The sequence below is a fragment of the Streptomyces asiaticus genome (assembly GCF_018138715.1).
GTDB lineage: Bacteria > Actinomycetota > Actinomycetes > Streptomycetales > Streptomycetaceae > Streptomyces > Streptomyces asiaticus.
Map to the genome: position 1 here is coordinate 622416 of NZ_JAGSHX010000006.1, position 24272 is coordinate 646687.

23 protein-coding genes are annotated in these 24272 nt (G+C 72.1%); 10 read left to right on the forward strand and 13 right to left on the reverse strand.

Features of this window, described 5'->3' with window-relative positions:
• Positions 1-19: 19 nt before the first annotated feature.
• A complete protein-coding gene (locus KHP12_RS09910) occupies positions 20-541 on the reverse strand; it encodes an NUDIX hydrolase (RefSeq protein WP_167442664.1) in 522 nt (173 codons plus the stop codon).
• A gap of 50 nt (positions 542-591) precedes the next feature.
• Positions 592-1362 (reverse strand): class I SAM-dependent methyltransferase, encoded by a 771-nt coding sequence (locus KHP12_RS09915; protein ID WP_086884253.1) that lies wholly within the window; start codon positions 1360-1362, stop codon positions 592-594.
• A 132-nt stretch (positions 1363-1494) separates the two neighbouring features.
• Between KHP12_RS09915 and KHP12_RS09920 the strand changes: the two genes are divergently transcribed.
• Both KHP12_RS09920 and KHP12_RS09925 read left to right on the forward strand, forming a co-directional pair.
• Complete coding sequence (locus KHP12_RS09920) at positions 1495-2052, forward strand: winged helix-turn-helix transcriptional regulator (protein WP_086884252.1); 558 nt, start codon at positions 1495-1497, stop codon at positions 2050-2052.
• Positions 2053-2112: 60 nt separating this feature from the next.
• On the forward strand, positions 2113-2601 hold the full coding sequence (locus KHP12_RS09925) for a DUF2267 domain-containing protein (RefSeq protein WP_086884251.1): 489 nt from the start codon (positions 2113-2115) through the stop codon (positions 2599-2601).
• Positions 2602-2610: 9 nt separating this feature from the next.
• On the opposite strand, the gene KHP12_RS09930 is transcribed toward KHP12_RS09925, so the two are convergent.
• The gene (locus KHP12_RS09930) at positions 2611-2949 is read right to left on the reverse strand and encodes a DUF8129 domain-containing protein (protein ID WP_086884250.1); all 339 of its coding nucleotides are present in this window, start codon (positions 2947-2949) and stop codon (positions 2611-2613) included.
• The gene (locus KHP12_RS09935) at positions 2946-3356 is read right to left on the reverse strand and encodes a ChaB family protein (RefSeq protein ID WP_211832579.1); all 411 of its coding nucleotides are present in this window, start codon (positions 3354-3356) and stop codon (positions 2946-2948) included. Before KHP12_RS09935 ends, KHP12_RS09930 begins: the two co-directional genes overlap by 4 nt.
• Positions 3357-3672: 316 nt before the next feature.
• Between KHP12_RS09935 and KHP12_RS09940 the strand changes: the two genes are divergently transcribed.
• The 3 genes from KHP12_RS09940 to KHP12_RS09950 all read left to right on the forward strand — a co-directional run bounded on the left by KHP12_RS09940 (position 3673) and on the right by KHP12_RS09950 (position 6177).
• Positions 3673-4365: a peptide deformylase gene (locus tag KHP12_RS09940; RefSeq protein ID WP_086884248.1), complete on the forward strand. Its 693-nt coding sequence runs from the start codon at positions 3673-3675 to the stop codon at positions 4363-4365.
• 202 nt (positions 4366-4567) lie between these two features.
• Positions 4568-5323, forward strand: coding sequence for a GNAT family N-acetyltransferase (locus KHP12_RS09945; protein ID WP_086884247.1), 756 nt, complete (start codon positions 4568-4570; stop codon positions 5321-5323).
• Between the two features lie 14 nt (positions 5324-5337).
• On the forward strand, positions 5338-6177 hold the full coding sequence (locus KHP12_RS09950; protein ID WP_246648479.1) for a lysophospholipid acyltransferase family protein: 840 nt from the start codon (positions 5338-5340) through the stop codon (positions 6175-6177).
• Between the two features lie 208 nt (positions 6178-6385).
• On the opposite strand, the gene paaK is transcribed toward KHP12_RS09950, so the two are convergent.
• Positions 6386-7693, reverse strand: a complete 1308-nt coding sequence (gene paaK, locus KHP12_RS09955) for a phenylacetate--CoA ligase PaaK (protein ID WP_086884246.1) — start codon at positions 7691-7693, stop codon at positions 6386-6388.
• A gap of 255 nt (positions 7694-7948) precedes the next feature.
• On the opposite strand from paaK, the gene KHP12_RS09960 reads away from it, so the two are divergent.
• Positions 7949-8485: a hypothetical protein gene (locus tag KHP12_RS09960; RefSeq protein WP_086884245.1), complete on the forward strand. Its 537-nt coding sequence runs from the start codon at positions 7949-7951 to the stop codon at positions 8483-8485.
• A 320-nt stretch (positions 8486-8805) separates the two neighbouring features.
• Here the strand turns inward: KHP12_RS09960 and KHP12_RS09965 are convergent, their stop codons facing one another.
• The 8 genes from KHP12_RS09965 to KHP12_RS10000 all read right to left on the reverse strand — a co-directional run bounded on the left by KHP12_RS09965 (position 8806) and on the right by KHP12_RS10000 (position 17739).
• Complete coding sequence (locus tag KHP12_RS09965) at positions 8806-9582, reverse strand: sugar phosphate isomerase/epimerase family protein (RefSeq protein WP_211832582.1); 777 nt, start codon at positions 9580-9582, stop codon at positions 8806-8808.
• Positions 9579-11534: a DUF2264 domain-containing protein gene (locus tag KHP12_RS09970; RefSeq protein ID WP_211832584.1), complete on the reverse strand. Its 1956-nt coding sequence runs from the start codon at positions 11532-11534 to the stop codon at positions 9579-9581. The genes KHP12_RS09965 and KHP12_RS09970 overlap by 4 nt, the downstream gene beginning before the upstream one ends.
• 69 nt (positions 11535-11603) lie before the next feature.
• Entirely contained in the window at positions 11604-12584 is a 981-nt protein-coding gene (locus tag KHP12_RS09975) for a hydroxyacid dehydrogenase (protein ID WP_210610522.1), read from the reverse strand.
• A gap of 47 nt (positions 12585-12631) precedes the next feature.
• Positions 12632-13543 carry a carbohydrate ABC transporter permease gene (locus tag KHP12_RS09980; protein ID WP_037952573.1) on the reverse strand — a complete coding sequence of 304 codons (912 nt, stop codon included), beginning with the start codon at positions 13541-13543 and terminating at the stop codon, positions 12632-12634.
• On the reverse strand, positions 13543-14502 hold the full coding sequence (locus KHP12_RS09985) for a carbohydrate ABC transporter permease (RefSeq protein ID WP_086885743.1): 960 nt from the start codon (positions 14500-14502) through the stop codon (positions 13543-13545). Before KHP12_RS09985 ends, KHP12_RS09980 begins: the two co-directional genes overlap by 1 nt.
• Before the next feature lie 66 nt (positions 14503-14568).
• Entirely contained in the window at positions 14569-15885 is a 1317-nt protein-coding gene (locus KHP12_RS09990; protein WP_246643096.1) for an ABC transporter substrate-binding protein, read from the reverse strand.
• Positions 15886-16016: 131 nt separating this feature from the next.
• On the reverse strand, positions 16017-17099 hold the full coding sequence (locus tag KHP12_RS09995) for a LacI family DNA-binding transcriptional regulator (RefSeq protein WP_086885741.1): 1083 nt from the start codon (positions 17097-17099) through the stop codon (positions 16017-16019).
• Between the two features lie 100 nt (positions 17100-17199).
• Positions 17200-17739, reverse strand: coding sequence for a sigma-70 family RNA polymerase sigma factor (locus tag KHP12_RS10000; protein ID WP_086885740.1), 540 nt, complete (start codon positions 17737-17739; stop codon positions 17200-17202).
• A 139-nt stretch (positions 17740-17878) separates the two neighbouring features.
• Between KHP12_RS10000 and KHP12_RS10005 the strand changes: the two genes are divergently transcribed.
• The 4 genes from KHP12_RS10005 (at position 17879) to KHP12_RS10020 (ending at position 24174) form a co-directional block, all read left to right on the forward strand.
• Positions 17879-20743 (forward strand): AfsR/SARP family transcriptional regulator, encoded by a 2865-nt coding sequence (locus KHP12_RS10005; RefSeq protein WP_308016738.1) that lies wholly within the window; start codon positions 17879-17881, stop codon positions 20741-20743.
• A gap of 310 nt (positions 20744-21053) precedes the next feature.
• Entirely contained in the window at positions 21054-21695 is a 642-nt protein-coding gene (locus KHP12_RS10010; RefSeq protein WP_037952588.1) for a DUF4142 domain-containing protein, read from the forward strand.
• 20 nt (positions 21696-21715) lie between these two features.
• Positions 21716-23239 (forward strand): DUF1996 domain-containing protein, encoded by a 1524-nt coding sequence (locus tag KHP12_RS10015; RefSeq protein WP_211832588.1) that lies wholly within the window; start codon positions 21716-21718, stop codon positions 23237-23239.
• Positions 23239-24174, forward strand: coding sequence for an RNA polymerase sigma factor (locus tag KHP12_RS10020; protein WP_211832589.1), 936 nt, complete (start codon positions 23239-23241; stop codon positions 24172-24174). The genes KHP12_RS10015 and KHP12_RS10020 overlap by 1 nt, the downstream gene beginning before the upstream one ends.
• Positions 24175-24272 lie beyond the last annotated feature (98 nt).

Below are 24272 nucleotides of genomic sequence, written 5' to 3' on the forward strand. Positions count from 1 at the left end.
TGACGGGCGCGGGTCCCGGTCATGCGCCGCCGGGGCCCGCACCCTCCGCGCCCTCCGCACCCTCCGCGCCCTCCGCGCTCCGGAGCAGCTCCTCCAGCCGGTCCAGGAAGGCCCGCTGCTTCGACACCATCTTCCGGCGGGCCTCGTCCAGGCCGAACCAGGCGACCCGGTCGATCTCGGGGAACTCCCGCATCCGGCCGGAGCCCTTCGGCCACTCCATGACGAACGTCCCGGGGGTGATGCCCGCCGGGTCGAGGTCGCCCTCCAGCGCCCAGGCGGTGACCAGCTTGCCCCCGGTCTGGGTCACGGAGCCCAGCGGAACCGGCTCCCCGCCGGGCGGGGGCACACCGAGCTCCTCCTGGAACTCCCGGCGCGCGGCGGCCTCCGGGGTCTCGTCCTCGTCGTACTCCCCCTTGGGCACCGTCCAGGCGCCCGCGTCCTTGGTGGCCCAGAACGGGCCTCCCATATGGGCGAGCAGAACCTCAACGGCCGGGCCCGCACCCCGGTAGAGCAGGAGCCCGGCGCTGCGCTTACGCGTCACGGTGCCCAGTGTGCGCCCACAGGGCCGGGGCTGAGTGCCGGGCTCACCGTTCAGCCCTTGCGGGCGTAGCCGAGGTAGGTGACCAGCGGCCGGGCGTCCGGCGCGAGCACGAAGTCGACGATCGGCGGGATCTGCTCATCGGTGATCCGCCCCCGGCGGCGCGCCATGGTGGCCTTGACCAGGCTGCGCGGGTCCTTGGGCTTGAAGTCGCAGATGTCCTCGTTGCGCAGCCCCTGCCGCTCCAGGGCGGCGGTCAGCTCGGCGGGGGTGCGCAGCCGGGCCGCCGCGTAGCGGCCGGCGGGCATGATCCGGGTCATCGGGACGCGCTGGAAGGCGCCGAGGTAGATCAGCCGGGAGAGCAGGGTGCGGTTGACGGTGTCGTAGATCAGCACCCCGCCGGGCCGCAGCACCCGGGCGGCCTCCGCCAGCACCCGGTCGAGATCCGGGGTGATCTCGAAGGTGTCCGCGTAGTAGGCGAGGTCGAACGCGCCGTCGGCGAGGCCGAGTCGCTCTGCGGGCGCGGTGCGGTAGTCGATCCCGGGGTGCTCGCGCTCGCCCGCCTCGCGCGCCATCTCGGTCGCGGTGGCGGAGGGGTCGACGGCGACGACGTCGAAGCCGAGACCGGCCAGCCCGCGGGGCAGCAGCCCGCGGCCGCTGCCCACGACCACGGCGCGGCTTCCGGACGCGGAGAGGTCCACGCTCTTGAGCGTGGTGCGGACGTACTCCAGACGGCTGTCCTGGAAGGTGACGGCCCTGATCTGACGGCCGTCGACGGCCTCGGGCGACCGTGAGTCCAGTTCGATGTGCGGGGCGGCGGCCATCGTCTTCTCCCTCACGGGTGCGCGGATTCGCGGATTCACCGGTGCCTGGGGCGGCCCGGGCGGGCTCGCCGGGTTCCCCGAGGAAACCTAACACCCTTAAGTTCCCTCGGGGAACTCGGGTAGGGTCGTGTCATGACCCGTACCCCGCTCGCCGATGTGGCCTGTTCGATCGCCCGCGCCACCGATCTGTTCGGCGACGCCTGGACGGCACTGATCATGCGGGATGTGCTCACCGGGGTCACCCGCTTCGACGATCTCGCCCATGACCTGGGCATATCGCGTAAGGTCCTGGCCGCCCGGCTGTCCCGGCTGGTCCAGGAGGGGGTGCTGGTCCGGGAGCGATACCAGGAGCGGCCGCCGCGTGAGCACTATCGCGCCACTCCCAAGGGCGAGGAGCTCTATCCGGTGCTGCTGGCGCTGATGGAGTGGGGCGACCGCTGGTACGCGGGCCCCGCGGGGCCCCCGGCCCGGATCCGCCATCTCGGCTGCGGGCGGGACACCACGCCGGTGACCACGTGCGCCCACTGCGGGGAGCCCCTGACGGTCGGCAACACCACCCAGCTCCCGGGCCCCGGCGGGCGCAGCGGGCCCGGCACCCGGGTGCTGGGCCCGCTGCTCACCGCGCGGAAGAACCGGCGGGAGGACCGGCGGGAGGACACCCCGGAGGCCGGGCGCCCGGCGACGGTTTGAGCGAATGGCACGGGGCACTCGGCACAGCAGCCGGGCACCCGACCACGAGGAGCGCCGACCATGCGCTACGAAGAAATGACGGGCCTGGTCCAGGCCCGGGCTCAGCTCCCCGACCGGCAGTCCGCCGAGCGGGCGGTACGGGCCACGCTCGAAACGCTCGCCGAGCGCATCCCGGACGGGCTGGCGGACCATGTGGCGGCCCAGCTGCCGCAGGAGGCGGCGGAGCCACTACGGCGCGTCGCCGCCTCCCACGAGGGCTCGCCCGAGGAGCGGACGTACCGGCGGGACCACGGCGAGCGATTCGACCTCACCGGTTTCGCGGGCCGGATCGCCTGGCGCACCGAACACACCGAGGAGGAGGCGCTGCGTGAGGCGGCCGCCTTCTTCGAGGTGCTGGACTCGGCCGTGGACCCGGAGCTGATGGAGAAGCTCTACGGCGTGCTGCCGAGCGACATCCGGGAGCTGCTGCCCGAGGCACGGGCCGAGCAGGACGCGCGTCGCTCCGAGCGGGGCCGGCGACCGGACCCCCAGGGCCCGCGGGGGCGGTAGGAGCGCGGTTCACTTCGACTGCCCCGGGTGGTCGGGATGACCGTGGCGCGGCGGCGGGCTCGGCTCGGCCGTCGTCTGCGGGGTCACCGGCGATCCGCCCTGCGGCGGAGAGGGCCGCTCGGGGAGCGGCTCGGCATCCGGCTCACCGGGCGAGGGGGTGGCGCCGCCCTCCAGCTGGTGCAGGCGCGCCGTCATCACCTCGATGACCGGAAGGCGGTTGGCATGGGAGCGCTCGTACTCCAGCAGCTGCCGCAGCTGCTCCTCGGTGAGGGCGCGGATGCGGTGCTGCAGGGCACTGAGCGGAAGATGGTCGTAGTCGGCGAGCGGCAGGTCGTCGTGGGTGCTCATCCGTTCTCCTCCCGGGCCCGCCGGGTGCGTATGCGGTTGGCCTTGCGGATGGCGTCCAGCAGCTCCGGCCGGTTCATCCGCGAGCGACCCTCGATGCCCAGCCGCTGCGCCACGTCATAGAGGTGCTGTTTGGTGGCCCGCTCGTCGACGCCCTCGCCGGTACGGCCACCGAGCTGCCGCGGCCGTGCGGACCGCGGATCGGAGGGGCCCTTGCGCCCCTTCTCCTTGCGTTCCCAGTGGTCGCCGATCTTCTCGTACTTGTGCTTCAGGGCCCCGTAGGCCACCCGGTGAGCCCGCTCGCCCTCGCCGTACTGCTCGACGGCCGAGTCATGGGCCTTGATCCAGGTGCGCCGCGCGTCCTCCGGGGAGCGCTCCAGGGTCGACGGAAGCTCTTCCCGTCCCGGCATGGCCGATCACCTCCACTGCTGAGCGCCGAGCGGGTACCCGCGCACATACGGCGAAAACGACATAGCGGGCGAAAGGCGACTAAAAGGGCTGCCGCCCCGGCGTGCACAACGGGGGGAGCACCGCGGGGCGGCAGCGACCGAGCCGGGAGGGCTCGGCCGAGCCGCGGGGGCGTGGGATGTTCCCGGCGGCTCATCGGCGTCTACGGACCCCATCGGTGCCCCGTTCACCTTTTGTCCGATGGTGAGCACCCGCTGGTAAGCACCTGCCGCTCGAGCACCGGCCACGCCCCCGGTGATCGTCTGTCAGGCTGTCCCCATGCCGACCACCACCCTCTCCGAGCTCGTCGACGAACTGCTCTCCGGGACCCGCCCGCTGCCGATCCTCTCCGCGGGCATCCCCGTGCTGCGGCAACCGGCCCTGCCGTACGAGGGCCAGCTGGCCGCGGACCAGCTGGACCGGCTGCTGACGGCGATGCGGGAGGCCATGCACTCCGCGCCCGGAGTGGGGCTCGCGGCCCCGCAGATCGGTGTGCCGCTGCGGCTGGCGGTGATCGAGGACCCGGCGGAGGTGACGGCCGAGGTGCGCGAGGCGCGCGGCCGGGTGCCGCAGCCGTACCGGGTGCTGGTCAACCCCCGCTACGAACCGGTCGGCGACGGCCGGTCGGCGTTCTTCGAGGGGTGCCTGAGCGTCCCCGGCTGGCAGGCCGTGGTCGGCCGCCCGGATCGGATCCGACTGCGCGGGCAGGACGAGACGGGGCGGGAGCTGGACGAGGAGTTCACCGGCTGGCCCGCGCGGATCGTCCAGCACGAGACCGACCACCTCGACGGCGTCCTCTATCTGGATCTGGCCGAAACCCGCTCCCTGTCCTCGGCCGAGGCGGTAAGCGACTACTGGTCCCAGCCCACCCCCGCCACCGCGGCCCATGCGCTGGGATTCCCGCTCCCGAGCGCCACCGATGCCACCGGTGCCGCCGATGACAGCGGCGGCACCGGCGCTACCGCTCCGTAACCGGGGCCGACCTGCGGCATGTTTTCGTCATCGACTGGCAGTCGCCGAATCACCGCACGGACACTGTGACGTACGTCGCCACGGCAAGACTGGTGGACGCCCCGGTACGCGCCGCCTCCGCGTACCGCACGGCGAGTGAGGCGTTTCTTCCGCTCTTCCCCAGTCCCCACCGCTCCTGACTTCCCTCGAACGGAGAACAGGAATGCCCGTGCTCACGACGTCCACGACGGCGCCCACCAGCTCGTACGTCACCTCGATCGCCCACACCCGGGAGCAGATCCACGCCGCGCAGCGGCTGCGCTACCAGGTGTTCGGCGAGGAGAGGGGCGGCCGGCTGGACGCGGCGGTCGACGGCCGCGACGTGGACGAGTTCGACGAGGTCATGGACCACCTGATCGTCACGGACACGGCGACGGACACCGTGGTCGGCACCTACCGGCTGCTTCCCCCGGGGCGCAGTGAGCGGCTCTACTCGGACACCGAGTTCAATCTGCACGGGCTTCCGGCCGAGGTCCGCTCGTCCATGGTCGAGGCCGGCCGCGCCTGTGTGCACGCCGACCACCGCTCGGGCGCCGTCATCAACCTGATGTGGGCCGGTCTGGCCCGCTACGTACTGCTGTCCGGCCACCGCTATCTCGCGGGCTGCGCCTCGGTGCCGCTGGCCGAGGGCGAGCAGGCCGCCGCCAACGCCTGGCTGCTCGGCACCACCAAGCACGCCGCCCCGCCGGAGATGCGGGTCCACCCGCTCGACCCCTGGATACCCTCGCGGCCGCTGGACGGCGAGCCCAGCTACGCCGATCTGCCGCCGCTGCTGCGCGGGTATCTGCGGGTCGGCGCCTGGATGTGCGGCTCCCCGCAGCACGACCGGGCCTTCAACGACGCCGACTTCTTCGTGCTGCTGGACACCGAGCGGATGAACGACCGCTACCGCCGCTACTTCCTGGGTGAATCCCAGTGACCGTCCCGGCCGCGATGAGTCTGCCCGCACACGCCTGGGCGGCCTGGTCGCCGTGCACCACCGGCTGTGTCGCCCACGCCGCCGACCGCGTCCCGGCCACGCGGGTCGCCCGGCGGGCGGCGGTCTTCGGCCGGGCGGTGCTGGGCGCGCTGGTGTCCAGCCGGCGGATCGCCGAGCCCGAGACGTTGCGGGCGCGGGCGGCGACACTGCTGGACTCCCTCGGCGTCCGGCTGGAGGTGGCGGGCGACAGCACGCTCAGCGCCCCGGGGACCACCGGCACGCTGATCGTGGCGAACCACATCTCCTGGCTGGACATCATCGCGCTGCTGTCGGTGGAGCCCGTGGTCATGCTGGCCAAGCGGGAGATCGCGGGCTGGCCGCTGATCGGCCCGATGGTCACCCGCGCGGGGACCCTGTACATCGACCGCGACTCGCTGCGCGAACTCCCCGCGACCGTACGGGAGATGGCGGCCCGGCTGCGCGACGGCCAGTCGGTGATGGCCTTCCCGCAAGGCATCACCTGGTGTGCGGGCACCGGCGGCAGCTTCCGCCGGGCCACCTTCCAGGCCGCGCTGGACGCGGGCGCGCCGGTGCGCCCGGTGACCCTGGACTACGTCCAGCACGGCGCCCCGACCACGGTGGCCGCCTTCGTCGGCGAGGACGACTTCGGCCACTCGCTGCGCCGGGTGATCCGCGCCGACGGACTCACGGTGCGGGTGAATGTGCACCGGCCGCTGCGGCCGATGCGGGACGTCGACGACCGGCGCCGGGTCGCGGCGCAGGCCCAGGCGACCGTCTGCGGGGCGCGGCTGCCCCTGCATCACGAGGTCACCGCCCTCGGGTTGGCACGCTGAGCGACTGGCACGCCGAGAAGCCCTCGGGGTGACACCCTGAGCCCATGCGCCCCGGGTCCCGTCCTGTCCTGTCCTGTCCGCGGACGGCGCCCGGGGCGGCTCGGCTTGGTGTCCGTTCGGCCTGGCGTCGGCTTGGTGTCGGCTCGGCCTGGTGTCCGCTCGGCCTGGCGTCGGCTCGGCCCTGTGTCCACTCAGCCTGGTGTTCCGCTCAGCCCTCCGTCCGCAGGTCCTTGACCCGGCGGATCTTGCCCACCGAGCGCTCCAGCGTCTCCGGGTCCACGACCTCCACCTCGACCGTGAGCCCCACCCCCTCCTTCACGCCCCGCGCGATCGCCGTGGCGGCGTCCGCGCGCCGCTCGGGGCCGACCCCGGGGCGTGCCTCGATCCGCACCGCCATATGGTCCATCCGGCCGCGCCGGGTCAACTCGAGCTGGAAGTGCGGGGCCACCGACGGGATCCGCAGCACGATCTCCTCGATCTGGCTGGGGAAGACATTCACCCCGCGCACGATGAGCATGTCGTCGCAGCGGCCGGTGATCTTCTGGATGCGCCGGAAGGCGGGGCGGGCGGTGCCGGGCAGCAGCCGGGTGAGATCCCGGGTGCGGTAACGGATGACGGGGAGCGCCTCCTTGGTGAGGGTGGTGAAGGTCAGCTCCCCCTCCTCGCCGCCCGGCAACACCTCATCGGTGAGCGGGTCCACGATCTCGGGGTAGAAGTGGTCCTCCCAGACGTGCAGCCCGTCCTTGGTCTCCACGCACTCCTGGGCCACCCCCGGGCCCATCACCTCCGAGAGCCCGTATATGTCCACCGCGTGGATGTCCATGCGCTCCTCTATCTCCCGGCGCATCTCCTCCGTCCAGGGCTCGGCGCCGAAGATGCCGACCTGGAGGGAGGTGGAGCGGGGATCGACGCCCTGCCGCTCGAACTCGTCCAGGAGCGTCAGCAGATAGGACGGCGTGATCATGATGATCTCGGGTCTGAGGTCCTGGATGAGCCGCACCTGCCGGGCGGTCATCCCCCCGGAGGCGGGGATGACCGTGCAGCCGAGCCGCTCGGCGCCGTAGTGGGCGCCGAGGCCGCCGGTGAACAGGCCGTAGCCGTAGGAGATGTGCACCTTGTGGCCGGGGCGGCCGCCGGCCGCGCGGATCGAGCGGGCGATCACCTCCGCCCACACCGCGAGGTCGTGCTCGGTGTAGCCGACGAGGGTGGGGCGGCCGGTGGTGCCGCTGGAGGCGTGCAGCCGCCGCACCTCGCTCTGCTCGACGGCGAACATCCCGAAGGGGTAGCTGTCGCGCAGATCGGCCTTGGTGGTGAAGGGGAACCGGGCCAGGTCCTCCAGGGTGCGGCAGTCCTCGGGGCCGACCCCGGCCGCGCGGAACTTCTTGCGGTACAGCTCGACGTGGTCGTACGCATGGCGCAAGGTGGCGCGCAGCCGGGTGAGCTGAAGCGCCCTCAGCTCCTCGGGGCTCATCCGCTCGGCGTCGTCGAGCGGAGCCGCGCTCAGCGATTCCACCATGGGCCGTCCACCACCTCCGGATGCCGACCGAACATTCGGTTACCTTTCGGGCGCGGTCCAGTAATCCAGCATCCGACCTGACTGTCAAGGGTCCGGGCACTCCGTGCGCGCCCGGCCCGGCGTGGACCGGTGCGGAAGGGCGAGGAAGGACGCGGAAGGGCGCGAGGCCGGTGAACGATCGGCACTCTCCATCCGTACCCGTAGCCGCGAGGGGCGCAGCCGCACCCCGGATCCGACGATGCGAGAGGGCCGTTCATGTACGACGCCGCCGACGCCGACGCCGACACTCCGCACCCGGTCCGGACCGCCGACCGCGCCCCGCGCCGCCACGGTCCGCGCGCGGTGGCCGTCGCGGCGGCGGTGGGCGCGCTGCTCGCCATCGCGGGATGCGGCGGCGGGGGCGGAGACGGTAAGGCGGACGCCAAGGCGGAGGCCGGGGGGAACGCCGCCCGGCCGAGCGCGAGCGCCAGCCCCACGCCCAAGGCCGCGCGGGTGGAGCAACTCGCCTCGGCCGCCGGCTGCAAGCCCGAGTTCACCACCAAGGTGGACGACTACCGCCAGGCCGTCTGCAAGAACTCCAGGGGCAAGTTCCTCTTCCTCGACTTCGCCACCGCGAAGAACCAGCGCGACTGGCTGGAGACGGCCCAGATGTACGGCGGCGTCTATCTGGTCGGCAACCGCTGGGTGCTGTCGTCCTCGCCCCGGAAGAACATGGAGGAGTTCCGGGAGAAGTTCGGCGGCACCATCGAGGAGGGCACCTCCTACGGCGGCGCCTCCCGCACCCCCCGGTGAGGATCTTTCCCCTCCCCGCCCCTTCCCGCGGCATGCATGTGCGGCTCCGCCGCGTGGCAGGGACTCCGCCCCTGGACCCCGGGGCCCGGGGCCCGGGCCGGAACCCCACCATGCGGCGGAGCCGCATATCGATCCCGCGGGAAGGGGCGGAACCCGGGTCCGGGCCTGAGGCGAAGCCCCAGGCCGGGGCCTGGACCGGCACCCCCTCCAGCGCCTGAGGCGAAGCCCCGTCCAGGGCCTGGACCGGCACCCCCTCCGGGGGCTGGGGCGGAGACCCAGTTGTGGGAAGGGGCGGGGAGGGGAGTAGCTCGGCGTGGGCGCTAGACGGCGGCGAGTGCCCTCAGCGTGGCGGCCTCCCGGGGCAGCAGCCGCTCGTCGTCGTCCGGTACGAACTCCAGCAGGACATCGAGCGGCGGGCCGTCGTCGGACACCGCGGCGCGGTGCGTGAGCAGGCGCTCGAAGGCGCTGCGCCACAGCGGGGCGCGGGCGGTCAGCGGTAGCCGGGTGGTCCCGGGCCACCAGGAGAAGGCGTGCACCGCGGCGATCCGGTCCCCCAGCGCGTCCAGCCCCTTCAGCGCCTCGGCGTCGGGCATGTCGACGGGCGGCTGCCAGTAGGTGGCCACATCGGCGCGGTCCACCTCCTCCAGCAGCCGGAGGGTGTGGTCCGCGCCGTCGGTCAGGGTGTTGCGGTGGAACTCATAGGCGAGTTCGACCCCCGCGTCCGCGGCGAGCGCGGCGGCGCGCCGGGTGGCCTCGACCACCGCGCGGCGCCCCTCGGGCGGGGTCTCCGCCGTGCCCGAGGCGCCCGCCCAGATCCGGATGCGCGGGGCGCCGAGCGCCACGGCGGAGCGGAGCACCGCGTCGAACTCCTCGGGGTCGCTTCGCCCGGCGCGGTAGTAGGAGCCGTACGAGGCGACGGCGAGCCCGGCGTCCACGGTGGCGTCGCGGACCCGCCGGGCGGTGTCCTCGTCGCCGGGCGGCACATGGACGTCGCCGCCCCATTCGACGCACTCCAGGCCCGCTCCGGCCACGGCGGCGATCACCCGGTCCGGGGCGAGCCGGCGCAGGGTCACCGAGCAGATACCGAGCCGCGTCACGCCCCCACCTCCGTGACGGTGGGCGTGACGGTGGGCGCGTCGCCCGCGCCGAAGTCCACCACGAAGGCCCCGCCGTCCGCCGGCCGTACGGTGACCGCGAGCCCGTTCACCTCGGCGGTGGCGAGATCGGCGAGCGGGGCCGGGTCGCGCTCCCCGGTGAGCGAGGCCAGCGCGACGAAGAGGGTGCCGGAGGGGTCCTCGCCGACGGTGCCGGTGAGTTCGGGGACCAGGGCCCACGGCCCGTACGCGGTGCCCTGCGGCGCCCGGACCGCGGTGGCGGTCTGCCAGCCGTGCAGTCCGAGGAGCTGACCGGTCACCTCTCCCCCGTCCAGCCGTATCTCGGCGCCCTCCTCGGTCTCCGCGGGGGTGCCCGGGGGCAGGGCGACGGCCCAGCCGCTGTGGTGGATCCGGGTTCCGGCGGGGACGCCCACGGTGCGGTGGACGCGCACTTCGAGTCGGCCGCGGACGAGGGTCAGGCTGTCGATGCGGATCGAGGGCACCTTGGGGCCGTCGTCGGGGAAGGCGGGGGTGTGGGAGGAGGCGAGCCAGTCGGGGCCCGCGGCCAGGGGGTGGATGCGCAGTCGGGCGGTGCGCACGCCGCGCTCTTCGAGGGCGATGTGGTTGTCGGGGGTGTTGTCCGCGCTGGTGGGGCCGGTGCGGGTGGAGTAGGCGAGCCGGGCGTAGAGCGGGTCGGCGGGCGCGTGCTCCGCCTCCCAGGGGCGGAGCTTGTAGCTGCCGTGGTTGTGCAGCCGCACCAGCCCGTCCCGGCCGGTGGTCTGGACGAGGAACCCGGCGGCGGGCAGCGCCAGCGCCCGGTCATGCCCCTCGGCGGGCGCGGCCTCCTCGGTCGCGGTCCACACCGGGTGGTCGGGCGGGAGCAGCAGGGCGAGGAACCCCTTGGAGGCCCAGTAGGGCGAGCCGGGCCCGGAGTAGCGCTGGAGGGTCGCGGCGTGCGGCCCGTACCAGCCCAGGCTCAGCACCCCGTCCTCGGTCAGCGCCCCGCGGTCCAGGAAGTGGCGCAGCGCTCCGCTGAGGACGCGGCGGGTGGCGCCGGAGGCGAGGGGGGTGTGGCCGGTGAGGGCGCCGAGTGCCACCGAGGCCACGGCGGCGAAGCGGTAGGTGAGGGAGCGGCCGTGGTGGATGGGGGCGCCGTCGGCGTCGAAGAGCAGCGAGAAGCCCTCGAGGAAGGTGTGCAGCCGGGGGCCGAGCCGGTCCAGGAGTTCCCCGTCGCCCGCGAGATGGGCGTGCAGCAGCGGGTACATGTGCAGCGCCCAGCCGTTGTAGTGATCGAACGACCGCCCGTCGCCGTCGGAGTACCAGCCCTGGCCCTGGTACCAGCCCTCCAGCAGGGCGAGCCCCCGCTCGATGGCGCGGGCCGTCTCGGCGTCGCCGCGTCCGACGGCCTCCAGGAAACCGGCCACGGTGAGGGGGAAGAGGTACCAGTTGTTGGGGGCGGGCTGGTGGCGCAGCGCCCCGCGCAGCCACTCCTCGGTGCGGTCCTGGGCGTCGGGCGGCAGGGCCTCCCAGGTCCACGGCGCGGTGAGCCGCAGGCCGAGGGCCACGGACGCGGACTCCACCATGGGCTGGCCCTGGGCCCCGTGATGGCCGATCACCGGCCAGGACTCGGCGTCCCCGCGCCCGGGGGTGAGGGTGCCGCGGGCGATCCCCGCGGTGTAGCGCTCCAGGATGCCGTGCTGGTCCTTGCCCGAGGCCCCGGCGGTGCGGAAGGCGGCGAGGAGGAAGGTGCGGGCGAACCCTTCGAGCCCGTCGGAGCGCACCCCGGACCTGGACGGCGGGCCGGGCAGGTCGATCAGGGCCTGGCCGGGGGTGGCGTAGCGGAGGGCGGCGTGCAGCATGCCGTCCGCGGCGGCCTCCCAGTGGGCGCGGGTGTAGCCGGTGTGGGGGCTGAGGGCGCGGTCGTCGGCGGGGAGGAGGAAGGGGAGCTCGGGCATGGCGGGGTGGGCCTCCTGGGGGTCGCGGGACGTGAGAGGGCGCGCGGACGGGTGGGGTGGCGCGCCCCCTTATGCCGAGCGGTCGAGGATCTCCGGTCGTACGGGGTGGGCGAAGGGGCGGCCGGTGACGTAGTGCTCGATCTCGCCGATGGCGAGGTCGGCCAGACGGCGCAGCTCACCGCTCTTGGATCCGGCGATGTGGGGGGTGATGAGCGCGTTGTCGCAGTCGTAGAGCGGAGAGGTGGCGGGCAGCAGCTCCGGCACGGTGACGTCGAGGACGGCGCGGATCCGCCCGGCCACCACCTCCTCGGTGAGCGCCTCCTGGTCCACCACCGCCCCGCGCGCGGTGTTGATGAGCGCGGCGCCGTCCGGCATGGCGGCCAGCAGCTCCCGGCTGACCAGCCCCTGGGTGGCGGGCAGCAGGGGGGTGTGGACGCTGATGACATCGCTGCCGGCGAAGAGTTCCCGCAACGGCACCGGGCGCACCCCGAGTTCCTTCGCCTCCTGAGCGGTGACATACGGGTCGTAGAGCAGGAGGTCGAGGTCGTACGGGCGCAGCAGCTCGATCACCCGGCGGCCGATGGCGGAGGCGCTGAGGATGCCCACCGTCCGGCGGTAGTTGCCCGCGTCCGGATAGCGCTCGTTCCAGTCGATCGTGCGCCGCTCGGCGCGGTAGTCCCGGGCGATGTCCAGGACGCGCTTGTTGGACAGCAGGATCATGGCGACGGTGTACTCGGCGACGGGCAGGGCGTTGGCCGCGGCCGCCGAGGAGACCGCGATGCCGCGCTCCCAGCAGGCGTCGGTGATGTGGTGGCGCACGGTGCCCGCGGTGTGCACCACGGCGCGCAGCCGGGGCGCGGCGTCGAGCGTACGGCGGTCCAGGGGCGGGCAGCCCCAGCCGGTGACCAGCAGTTCGGTGTCGGCGAGTGCGCGACGGGCGGCCGGGGTGGTGAAGTCGTCGATGACGAGGCCGGGGTCGAGGTCGAGGAGGTCGATGAGCCGGTCCAGGCTCGCGGGCCCGAGCACCTGCCGGGCCGACCGCTCGGCCATGGCGAGGGCGGCACGGGGGCGGCGGCGGGCGGAGAGGTGGGTTGCGGTCACTTGACGCTCCCTGCGGTCAGTCCGGACTTCCAGTAGCGCTGCAACAGGACGAACGCCACGATCAGCGGCACGACGGCGAGCAGTGAGCCGATGACCACGAGGGGGTAGTACTCGGGCGAGACGGTGGCGGCGCTGTTCCAGGTGTAGAGGCCGAGGCTGAGCGGATACAGGTGCTGGTCGGAGAGCATCACCATCGGAAGGAAGAAGTTGTTCCAGATGGCCGTGAGCTGAAAGAGGAAGACGGTCACGAACCCGGGCCCGAGCATCCGCAGGCTGACCCGCACGTAGGTCTGGAGCTCGCCCGCGCCGTCGACCCGGGACGCCTCCAGCACCTCGTTGGGCACATAGCCGCTGCTGAGCAGGCGGGCGAGATAGACGCCGAAGGGGTTGAAGAGCACCGGGATGAAGACCGCCCAGAAGGTGTTGACCATCCCGATCTCGGAGGCCACCAGATAGAGCGGAAGGGCCAGCACGGTCGGCGGCACCATGACGCCGGTGAGGACGAGCCCGAAGAACTTCTCCTTGTGCCGGAACTCGTACTTGTCGAAGGCGTAGCCCGCGGCGACGCTGATGAGCGAGCCGACCAGGGCCCCGACGACCGCGTACAGCAGGCTGTTGACGTACCACTCGCCGTAGAGCCCGCCGTCCATGGAGAACAGGTCGGAGAGGTTGCGGCCGAAGGAGAAGTCGCCGAGCGAGAAGATGTCGCTGCCGAAGAGGGCGTCGGCGTTCTTGGTGGACGCCAGCAGCAGCCACAGCGCGGGCAGCATGGTGTAGAGGGCGGCGATCAGGACCACGGCGTTGGCGATGCCGCGGCTGGTCAGCTTGGAGCCGCCGAAGGGCTTGCCGAGCGGCCTGGACGGTCCCCGGGAGGGGGTCACTGGGGTGGTGGGTGTGGTCGTGGTCATCACGCTCTCCGTTCCCGGCGGCCCGACCAGCGCGTCACGGCGTACGACAGGACGCAGGTGACGATCAGGAGGATGACGGAGGCCGCGGAGGCGAGTCCGTAGTTGTTGCGGCGGAAGGCCGCGTCGTAGATGTACATGTTCGGGGTGAAGCGGGAGTTGACCATCGGGGTGGCCTGGTTCATCAGCATGGGCTCGGTGAACAGCTGGAGCGCGCCGATCAGGGAGAACATGCACACCATCACCACCGAACCCCTGATGATGGGCACCTTGACCTGGAGCGCGGTGCGGATGCCGCCGGCGCCGTCGATGGTCGCCGCCTCGATCACCTCGCGCGGCAGCGCCTGGAGCGCGGCGTAGAAGATGATCATGTTGTAGCCGAGGCCGCTCCACAGGGCGATGTTGACGATCGACGGGAGCACGGTGTGCAGGCCGAGGAAGTCGATGGTGATGTCGGCCTGGGCGAAGAGCTTGATGACCGGGCTGAGCCCCGGGGTGTAGAGGTACAGCCAGATGACGGCCGCGATGATGCCGGGGACGGCGTGCGGCAGGTAGAGCAGCATCTGCGAGGTCCGCCGCAGCCGGATGAGGCCCGAGTCGAGCAGCAGGGCGAGCGCGAGGGCGCTGACGACCACGGTGGGAACGAAGATCACGCAGTAGAGGGCGATGGTGCCGAACCCGGAGAGGAAGCTGGGGTCCTGCAACACCGCGAGATAGCTGCGCAGTCCGGTGAAGACGGTCTCCCCGCCGCCGAAGCCGAGCCCGCTGTGGTCCTCGCCGAAGAGGCTGAGGTAGATGGCGTAGCCGACGGGGACGAGGAACACGGCGATGAGCAGCGCCGTGAAGGGGGTCAGCAGAACGGTGGCGGCGATCCGTTGCTGGCGCCGTCCGGTTCTGCGGGGCGGATCGGCGGCGGCCGCCGGTGGCGGCGCCGTCCGTCTTGAGGACGTGACTGTGCTCACGGGGTACCTCGGCTCAGGCGTGGTGAGTACGGCTTGTGAAGGTGCGGTGTGAGTGGCGGGGCGGGCTCAGCCGGTGCTGACCGACAGGCCGAGGCTCTTCAGGTCGGGCATGGTTCTGCTCTGGGCTTCGCGCAGGGCCTCCAGGACGGTGCCGCTGCCGACCCCGGCCCGGGCGAGCCCGTCGTCGCCGGAGGTGGTGGTCGAGACCATCCGCGGTCCCCACTTCCAGCTGGAGGTGATCATCTCGGCCTGCTTCCCGAAGAGACCGAAGATGTCCTGTCCGGAGAAGTAGCTGGTGTCCATCTCCTTGCGGGCGACCGGGACCAGGCTGGGCACGGACGGGAAGGCGCTGCTGACACCACTGGCGAGCTTGGCCTTCAGCGCGTCGGGGCTGGTCACCATCCAGGAGATGAACTCCATGGCCTCCTTCGGGTGCCGGCTGTCCTTGGTGACCATGAAGGTCGAGCCACCCTGGGTGCTCACCTTGGGTTTCGCGGGGTCCCACTGCGGCATCGGCGCGATGGCCCATTTGCCCTTGCCGTCGGGCGTGGACGCCATCATCGAGCCCGCGGCCCAGGCGCCCGCCAGATATCCGGCCGTCTCACCGCTGCGCAGATGGGCCCGCCACTGCTGGCTGGAGCCCGGTTCGACGCGCACCAGGTCCTCGTCCTTCAGCCGCTGCCAGTAGCCGGCGACCTTGCGGGTGGGGGCGTCGTCCATGGAGACGCGCCAGGTGTCGTTGGAGGTCTGGTACCACTGGGCCCCGGCCTGCCAGGCGTACCCGGCCATGTAGAGGGTGCCGCCGGTGGTGAAGAGGCTGGCGATCCGGGAACGGGGCTGGGCCTTCTTGAGCTCGCGGGCCGAACTCTCGAACTCCGCCCAGGTCTTGGGGACGGGGATGCGGTTCTTGGTGAAGATGTCCTTGCGGTACAGGAAGACCATCGGCTCGATGTCCACCGGTACGGCGTAGGTGCGCCCGTCGAAGGTGGTGAGGTCCAGCGCCTGCGGCAGGATCTTGCGGCGTACCGAGTCGGGCAGCAGCTTGGAGATGTCCCGGGGTACGCCGTCGATGGTGAAGCTGGGCAGCTGGGGGTATTCGACGGTGGCGACATCGGGGGAGTTGCCCGCGCGGGCGGCGTTGCTGAGCTTGGCCCAGCCGCCCTGCTCGCCGGAGGGCACCTGCTGGAAGTTGACCTTGATGTCGGTGTGGGTGCGGTTGAACTCGTCGACGACCTCCTGGCTGCCGCGCAGCGCCGACCAGAAGGTGAGGCGCACGGGGCCGTCACCGGTGTCGGACCCGCGGCTTGTGGAGCAGCCCGCCAGGACGAGGACGAGCAGCGTGAGCAGTGCGGTGGTGCCCGCCGTAGCCCGGTGTCCGGGCATCGGGCGTCCTGGGCGTCTGTGACCAGGCATGGACCCTCCCCTGATTCAACGGTGGAGTCAGAGGGAATCCTGATCGCTTGACTGAAATTCCGTCAATACATCGAACAGTAGAAACTGAATCGGTCAAACGCTCAGTGAAGCGGGGCGGTGGAATCCCGGACCACCAGGTCGGGCAGCAGCTCCAGATGGCGGGCGGCACCGGCCCACCGCCCGGCCCGGGTCCGCTCCAGCTGACGGGTCAGCAGCTCCAGTGCCGCCTGCCCGACCTCCCCCTTGGGCGGGGCCACGGCCGTCAGCGCGATCTGCCCCATGTCGGCGACCACATCGTTGTAGGCCACCACCGAGCAGTCGCGCGGCACCTCGATGCCCGCCTCGCGCAGCCGCTGGACCAGCACCAGCGCGTCCATGTCGCCGTGGATCAGGGCGGCGGTGGCCCGGGCGCGGCGCACCGCGGCGGCCAGGTCGGCCTCCCGCTCGTCGCGCGGGCGGGGATCGGGCCCCGCGGTGCGCGAGCTGAGCATCACCGGGCACCCCTCGCTGATGCCGCGGGCGGCGGTCTGCGCGGCGAACTCCGACCGGATCACCCGTGCGGTGGGGCTGTCGTCGCGCGCCGCCAGCACGATGCGCCGGTGCCCCAGCGAGATGAGGTGCTCCAGCGCCAGATGCACCCCGTAGGCGTGGTCCGAGCGCACACAGTCCAGCCCGTAGATCGCGCTGCCCCGGTGGGGCCTGCGCTCCACCAGCACCACGGGGACCTCCAGGTCGGCGAGCCAGGCGTGGTCCGCCCGCGCCTCCGCCTCGGTGCGCCAGCGCGGGGCGAGCAGCAGCCCCCGCGCGCCCGCGTCCAGCGCCTGGCGGACCGCGCGCTCGGTCCCGCGCTCGTCCGCGGCGATGTGCAGCGCGAGCCGCAGCCCGGTCTTCTCGGCGGCCTCGCGCGCCGCCTGGACGGCCTCGGTGAGGTAGGTGTTGCGCTCCGGGACCACCATGCCGATGGTGTCGCCGGTGGCGGTGGACTCCTGGGCCATGGGCCGCAGCGAGCGCGCCACCCCGTGGCCGCGGCGCAGCTCGCCGCGCTGGGCCAGCTCCTCCACGTCCCGCCGCACGGTGACGACGGACACCGCCAGCTCATCCGCGAGATCGGTGATCCGGGCACTGCCCCGGGCCTCCACCAGGGCCGCGATCCGTGCCTGCCGCTTCTGCGCCGGCTCCCGCATGTTCCCCACCTCCGACGCGATCGGCTTTGGTCTTCGTATCGAAACACCGCCATAGTAGCGATCATTCGATCAGAAAACAGTCGTCGGATGGCCGGGACGGTCAGCAGTCGGTGATCCCCCGCGCCCGCAGGGCCGTCCGCAGCGCCCGCGTCGCGTAGTACGTACGCGACTTGACGGTTCCGGGAGGCACCCCGAGTGCCCGGGCCGCCTGGCTCACACTGCGGTCCAGACAGTGCAGATGCAGCAGCACCTCCCGCTGCGGGGGCGCCAGGTCCGCCAGGGCGTCCCACACCACCCGGGCGGTGAGCGTCTGATCGACCGGGTCCGGCGCGGCCAGAACCGCCATGTCGGCCTCACCGGCCGCCTCCATCCGCGGCTCCACCTGGTCCTGGTGGGCGTCGCCGACGAGATCGCCGACCACCGTGAACAGCCGGTGGCGGGCGGAGGCGTCCATGGGGCCGATGTCCATCGGCCGCAGCCAGGCCCGGATCGCCACCTCCTGCACGATGTCCTGGGCCCGGTGCCAGTCCCCGCCCAGCAGCCGGGCGGCCAGCCGGAGCAGCGCCGAGCCGTGGCGCCGGTACAGCGTCGTCAAGAAAGCGTCGGCGTCGGTCATGACGGCCGCCGCGTTGATGTCCATCGTCCCGTTCCCCCCGAGGCGAATGTGTAGATGGCGGGAGCGTAAAAGAAGGGGACGCCGATTGAGTGACGAAAGTCTGACGACACACGTCGGCCGGAAGAGCTCGGTGCCCGAAACGGGCTCGACTAAGATCCTAGTTGTGCGATTTACGGTGTTAGGCCCGGTCAGGGCGTGGCGTGCGGACGCCGAACTGGAGCTGGGCCCGCCCAAACAGCGAGCGCTGCTCGCGCTGTTGCTGGTGCGGGCGGGGCAGCCGGTGGCGCTCAGCGAGATCGTCGACGTCCTCTGGGCACAGGATCCGCCGAGCACCGCGGTGAACGTGGTGCACCGCCATGTGGGTTCGGTGCGCCGGCTGCTGGAACCGGGGCTGGCGGCGCGGGCGGAGGGCAGCCGACTGGTGCGCAGCTCCGGCGGCTACCGGCTGAACGCCGACCCGGACGCGCTGGATCTGCTGCGCTTCCGGCGCCTGAGCGAGTCGGCCCGGCGCACCGCCGCCGAGGGGGAGCCGGAGCGGGGGGCCGAGCTCTTCGCCCAGGCGCTCGCCCTGTGGCAGGGGCCGACCGCCACCGGGGTTCCCTCCGACATCCAGACCCATCCCGTCTTCTCCGGTGTCGACCGTGAACTACTGGCCGTCGCCAAGGAGGCCGCCACCACGGCGCTGGCCTCCGCGGTGCCGGAGCAACTGCCCACCGTGCTCCAGCAGTTCGCCGCCCACCACACGCTGGACGAAACCCTCCAGGCCCAGCTGATCCGGGTGCTCGCCACCACCGGACGGCGGGCCGAGGCGCTGGAGGTCTTCTCCTCCGCGCGGAACCGGCTGGCGGACCAGCTCGGCGTGGCGCCCGGCCCGGAATTACGCGCCGCCCACCGCGAGGTGGTGCCCCGGTCGACCCCGGCCCCCGCCGAGCCGGTCCAGCCGACCCCTCCCGCGACGCCGCCCGCCCCGGCGGTCCGCCCGGCGCAACTGCCGCCCGATCTGCCCGCGTTCAGCGGACGCCACAGCGAACTCGCCGGTATCCACGCCCTGCTGCCCGAAGGCTCCGGGATCGCCTCACCGGCCCCGCTGGTGATCAGCGCGATCGACGGGATGGCCGGGATCGGCAAAACCGCGCTGGCCGTGCACTGGGCCCACCGGATCGCCCACCGGTTTCCGGACGGACAGCTCTACGCCAATCTGCGCGGCTTCGATCCGACCGGCTCGATGATGTCGCCGAACGAGGCGCTGCGCGGATTCCTCCACGCGCTGGGGATCCCGCCCAGCCGGGTGCCCACGGGTCTGGACGCCAAGACCGCGCTGTACCGCAGTCTGCTGGCGGGGCGGCGGATGCTGGTCCTGCTGGACAACGTGGTGGACTCCCAGCACGTACGGCCGCTGCTGCCCGGCTCCCCCGGCTGTCTGACCATCGTCACCAGCCGCAATCAGCTGCACGGTCTGATAGCCGGCGAAGGGGCCCGTCCTCTTACTCTGGGGCCGCTGTCCCCTGCCGAGTCCCATGAGGCACTCGTCCGGCGGCTGGGCACGGACCGAATCGCCGCGGAGCCGCAGGCGGTGGCGACCATCATCCGGCTGTGCGGGCGGCTGCCGCTCGCACTGGCGGTGGTGGCCGCCCGCGCCGCGACCCGTCCCTCCTTTCCCCTTTCTTCTGTCGCCGCGGAGTTGCACGAGAGCCAGGGCAACCTCGACGCGTTCGCGGGCGCCGATCCGAGCACCGACGCGCGGAGCGTCTTCTCCTGGTCCTACCGGGCGCTGGAGCCGGAGGCCGCCCGGCTGTTCCGGCTGCTCGCCCTGCATCCGGGGCCCGAGGTCTCCATCGCGGCTGCCGCGAGCCTGGCCGGACTGCCGCTCCGGGTGACCCGGGCCCTGCTGGCCGCGCTCACCCGGGCCCATCTGCTGGTGGAACAGGACCCGGGCCGCTACACCTTCCACGATCTGCTGCGGGCCTACGCGATGGAGCTGGTCCAGGACCATGAGGCGGAGGAGATCCGCCAGGACGCCCGGCACCGGATGTTCGACCACTATCTGCACACCGCGCGCACCGCCGCCACGCTGCTCACCCCGCACCGGACCGAACCGCTGCCCGTGTCCCCGGCCCGGCCCGACGCGGCGCCCGAGCACCTGGGCGGCCAGGAGCGCGCCGAGGCATGGCTCTCGGCCGAGCGCCGCGTACTGCTGTCGGTCGTCGAGCACGCACGGGACCACGGATTCCCGGCCCACGCCTGGCAGTTGGCGGTGACGCTGGAGATCTTCCTGGACCGGCGCGGCCACTGGCAGGAGCAGACCGCCATCCAGCGCACCGCGCTGGGGGCGGCCCGGGCCCTGTCCGATCGGCTCGGCCAGGCGCACAGCCACCGCACCCTGGGCTTCGCCGAGGGACGGCTGGGCCGGTACGAGGAGGCGCACGGCCATCTGGAGCGGGCGCTGGAGCTGTTCACGGAGCTCGGCGAGCGGGGCGGGCAGGCCCGTACCCTGCGCGCCCTGGCCTTCCTGGCCAACTGTCAGGGCCGCTCCCAGGAGGCGCTGGACCACTACCGGCCGGCGCTCGGCCACTATGTCGGCCTGGACCACATCAGCGGTCAGGCCAGTGTGCTCAACGAGATCGGCTGGACCCATATCCTGCTCGGTGAGTACGAACACGCCCTGGCCCGCTGCCGGGAGGCCGTCGAACTGCACCGGCGGATCGGCGACGCGTCCGGCGAGGCCGCCGCGCTGGACAGCGTGGGGTACGCGTACCACCACCTCGGACGGTATGAGCACGCCCTCACCTCCTACGGCCGGGCGCTCGCCATCTACCGCGAGATCAGCGACCGGTATCTGGAGGCCGACACCCTGCACCACCAGGGGGACACCCGGTTGGCCCAGGGCGATGTGGCCACCGCCCTCACCGACTGGCGGCGGGCCCTGGAAATTCTCCAGGAGCTGAACCACCCCGATGCCCGGGTCCTCGACGGCAAACTGGGGCAGTACCGGCAGTCGCCGCATCCGGCCTCGGCTCTGAGCAGATGACGGGGCCTGGTGGGCGTGGTCTTCCGCGTTGTCGCATCCACGGCGGGGCGCCTCCGGGTCGTCGGGACGGTGTGCGGCCGGGCCGCTCGGACGCGGCCGTGCACCGGGTTCTCCCTGCCGTACGTACGGGCCAGGTGAGTTGCTCAACCGGGTGGGAAAAATCTTTGTGAGCGCCCTCCGGAGCGCGGCCGCGCAGGGTACCAAGAGGTAATGATCTCTGTCCCGGCTTTATTCACTAGTGATGAGGTCTCCACGACCGAGCCACACGAGGTACTAGCGTCCGGTGTCACTCCGAACCAAGGAGGGCGCTGTGCCATCAGCAAACCTCACCAGATCCATCGCCTCCAGCCGTACCATCGGCACCGGGCTCATCATCGGGGCGCTCGCCGTCACCCTGGCGGCGATCCTCATTCCGGTGTCGTTGTTCGGTGAGAGCAGCGTGGCCCAGCCGCGCAATGGCGTCACGGACGACGGCGGTGGGACGGTCAGCACCCAGTACGGGCCGCTCACGGCCACTGACCGGGACTTTGTCCGCAAAGTCAGGCTCGCCGGAACGTGGGAGCTCCCCGCCGGACGTCTCGCCCAGGAGCGTGACAGCCGGGATGCCGTGAAGACCGCCGGTGAGCATCTCATCGAGGGGCACACCGAGCTCAACCGCCGTGCCGAGGAGGTCGGCCGGGCGCTCGGAATCCAACTGCCCAGTCAGCCCAACGCTCAGCAGCAGGGCTGGCTGAATGAGATGACCAACGCCGGCAGCAGCGCCGAGTTCGAGCGGGTGTTCGCAAACCGGTTGCGCGCCGCTCACGGCAAGGTGTTCAACCTTGTGGCGCAGGTGCGGGCCGAGAGCCGCAACTCCATGGTCAGATCTCTGGCCACCAGGGCCAATGCCATCGTTCTCGACCACATCACGGTCCTCGAGGACACCGGGCTTGTCGACTTCGACGCCCTCTAACGACTAAGTGAAGTGATCTCATGAGGCAACAGACCCACAAACGCGGGCGGTTCACGAACAAGACCGTCGCCATCGTCGCCGCGCTGGCGCTCGGCGGCGGCGGGGCCGCGATCATCGCCGCCAACGCGTCCGCCCACGGCGACAAGAGCGGCTCCGACCAGAACAACACCGTGGCCGCGAAGGCGGGGACGATCCAGTGCCCCGATGTGGGGCAGCAGCTGAGTGACGTGCCGTCGAAGGCCAGGCCCAAGGTCGACAAGAACCTGGCCGAGCTGGACAACCAGGTGGCCAAGGCGTACCAGCAGATGAACCAGCAGCAGGGTTCGAACGACGCCGTGCTCTCCAAGCTCAACGACGACCGTTCCCAGACGCTGGACAACATCGGCTCGGCCATGGGCGGCGACAACTCCCAGCTCCAGGGCATGGCCAACTGCAAGTGGCAGGAGGTCACCAACCAGGCCGGCCAGGGCCAGAACGGTCAGCAGCAGGGTGGTGACCAGCAGGGCGGCCAGCAGCAGGGCGGCGACCAGCAAGGCGGCAATCAGCAGGGCGGCGGCCAGCAAGGCGGTCAGCAGGGCGGCGGCCAGCAGGGCGGCGGCCAGCAGGGCGGCGAGGGCGCCAACGAGGTGCCCGGCAACGCCGGCGGCCAGGCGGGCAACGGCCCCTCGCAGGACGACTTCGTCGACATCACCAAGGTGCAGCCGAACGTCAAGCAGCCGCCGCAGGCCCAGGGGAACGGCTCCACCGGCACCTTCTCCTCCGAGTGCGGAGTCGGCGACCCCCAGCTGCGCAACAGTGACAACGTCATCGTCGCGCCCGGTGTCGGCAACGGCGCCCACCACATGCACGACTACGTCGGCAGCGACAAGAACGACGCCTTCGCCAACAACCAGACGTTCGAGCAGGGCGGCACCTCCTGCAAGAACCAGGACGACAAGTCGACCTACTACTGGCCCGTGGTCCGCGCCCAGGACGGCAAGGACGAGGCGGACGCCGACCAGCTCGGCGGTGGCCAGGAGGGCAACGTCGGCACGATCCTGACCCCCAAGAGCTCCAAGATCGAGTTCAAGGGCAACGCGCAGAGCAAGGTCACGGCGATGCCGAAGTTCCTGCGCATCATCACCGGTGACGCCAAGGCGTTCACCAACGGCGACAAGAACGCCAACGCCTCCTGGAGCTGCACCGGCTTCGAGGACCGGCAGCTGACCGACAAGTACCCGCTCTGCCCCGAGGGCAGCTCGGTCACCCGGACCTTCGACTTCCAGAGCTGCTGGGACGGCCAGAACATCGACAGCGCCAACCACCGTGACCACGTGGCGTTCGCCAATGAGGACGGCTCCTGCCCCAACGGCTTCAAGGCCATCCCCCAGCTGGTGAACACCATCACCTACGACGTGCCGGCCAACACACCGTTCGCCGTGGACGGCTTCCCCGAGCAGTTGCACAAGCCCATCACGGACCACGACGACTTCATCAACGTGATGTCGGAGGATCTGATGAACGAGGCGGTGGACTGCATCAACAGCGGCAAGCAGTGCGGCTGATGGAACACACTCACCAGGCGCGCGTCGGCCGGAAGGCCGGCGCGCGCCGCGCTGTCACCGGGCACTTACACCAGGCCGCGGACGACGACGCGGACGACGACCCGCCGGCGGCGGAGCACCCGGACACCGAAGGGTTCCCGGGACCGGAACATACCGACCGACCGGTCCGTCCCCCCTCGGACCAGGAGCTCACCCGGCAGTTGGTGGCGGGCTACCGGTCGGGCAGCGCCAGTCCGGCCGCGGCCGACCTGCTCTACCGCCGCCACCACCCGGCGACCCTTCGCTACGCCCGGACCTGCTGCCGTGACCCCCATGACGCCGAGGACCTGGCCTCCGAGGCGTTCTTCCGCACCTTCCAGGCCGTTCGCGCCGGGGGCGGTCCGCGGGGTCCCTGGCGGCCGTATCTGCTCACCGTGGTGCGTCATACGGCGATGGAGTGGAGCGCCGGGGAGCGCCGGGTGCTGCTCACCGCCGACTTCGAGTCCTGGCGGCAGCACGCGCCCACGGCCGACCCCCAGCAGCATCTGGTGGCCCGGGAGGACCGCCGGTTGCTCATCCGCAGCTTCCGGGGACTCCCCGAGCGCTGGCAGACCGTGCTGTGGCTGACCCTGGTCGAGGAGGAGTCCCCGCACCGGGTGGCCATGGTCCTGGGCATCTCCCCCAGCGGGGTGACCTCGCTGGCCTTCCGGGCCCGGGAGGGGCTGCGGGAGTCGTATCTGCGGGCCCATCTGGAGTCGGCGCGCGACGACTGGTGCCGGCACTACAGCGGCCCGCTCGGCGCCTCGGTGCGCCGCGGCGGGGTGCGCGGCCGGGCGCTCGCGCGCCATCTCGCCGAATGCGCCTTCTGCTCCCACGCGTACCGCGAACTGCTCGGCCTGAACGCCGCGATGCGCACGGCCGGGCGCACGGCGGCGCCCGCCGGGGCGCGGGGCTGAACCACCCCGCTCCGGCGATCCCGGCGGGCTCCCGGAGCCCCCGGAGCCCCCGGAGGCGGCGAAAACCGCCGACCGCGTCAGCGCGGTCGGCGGTTCGC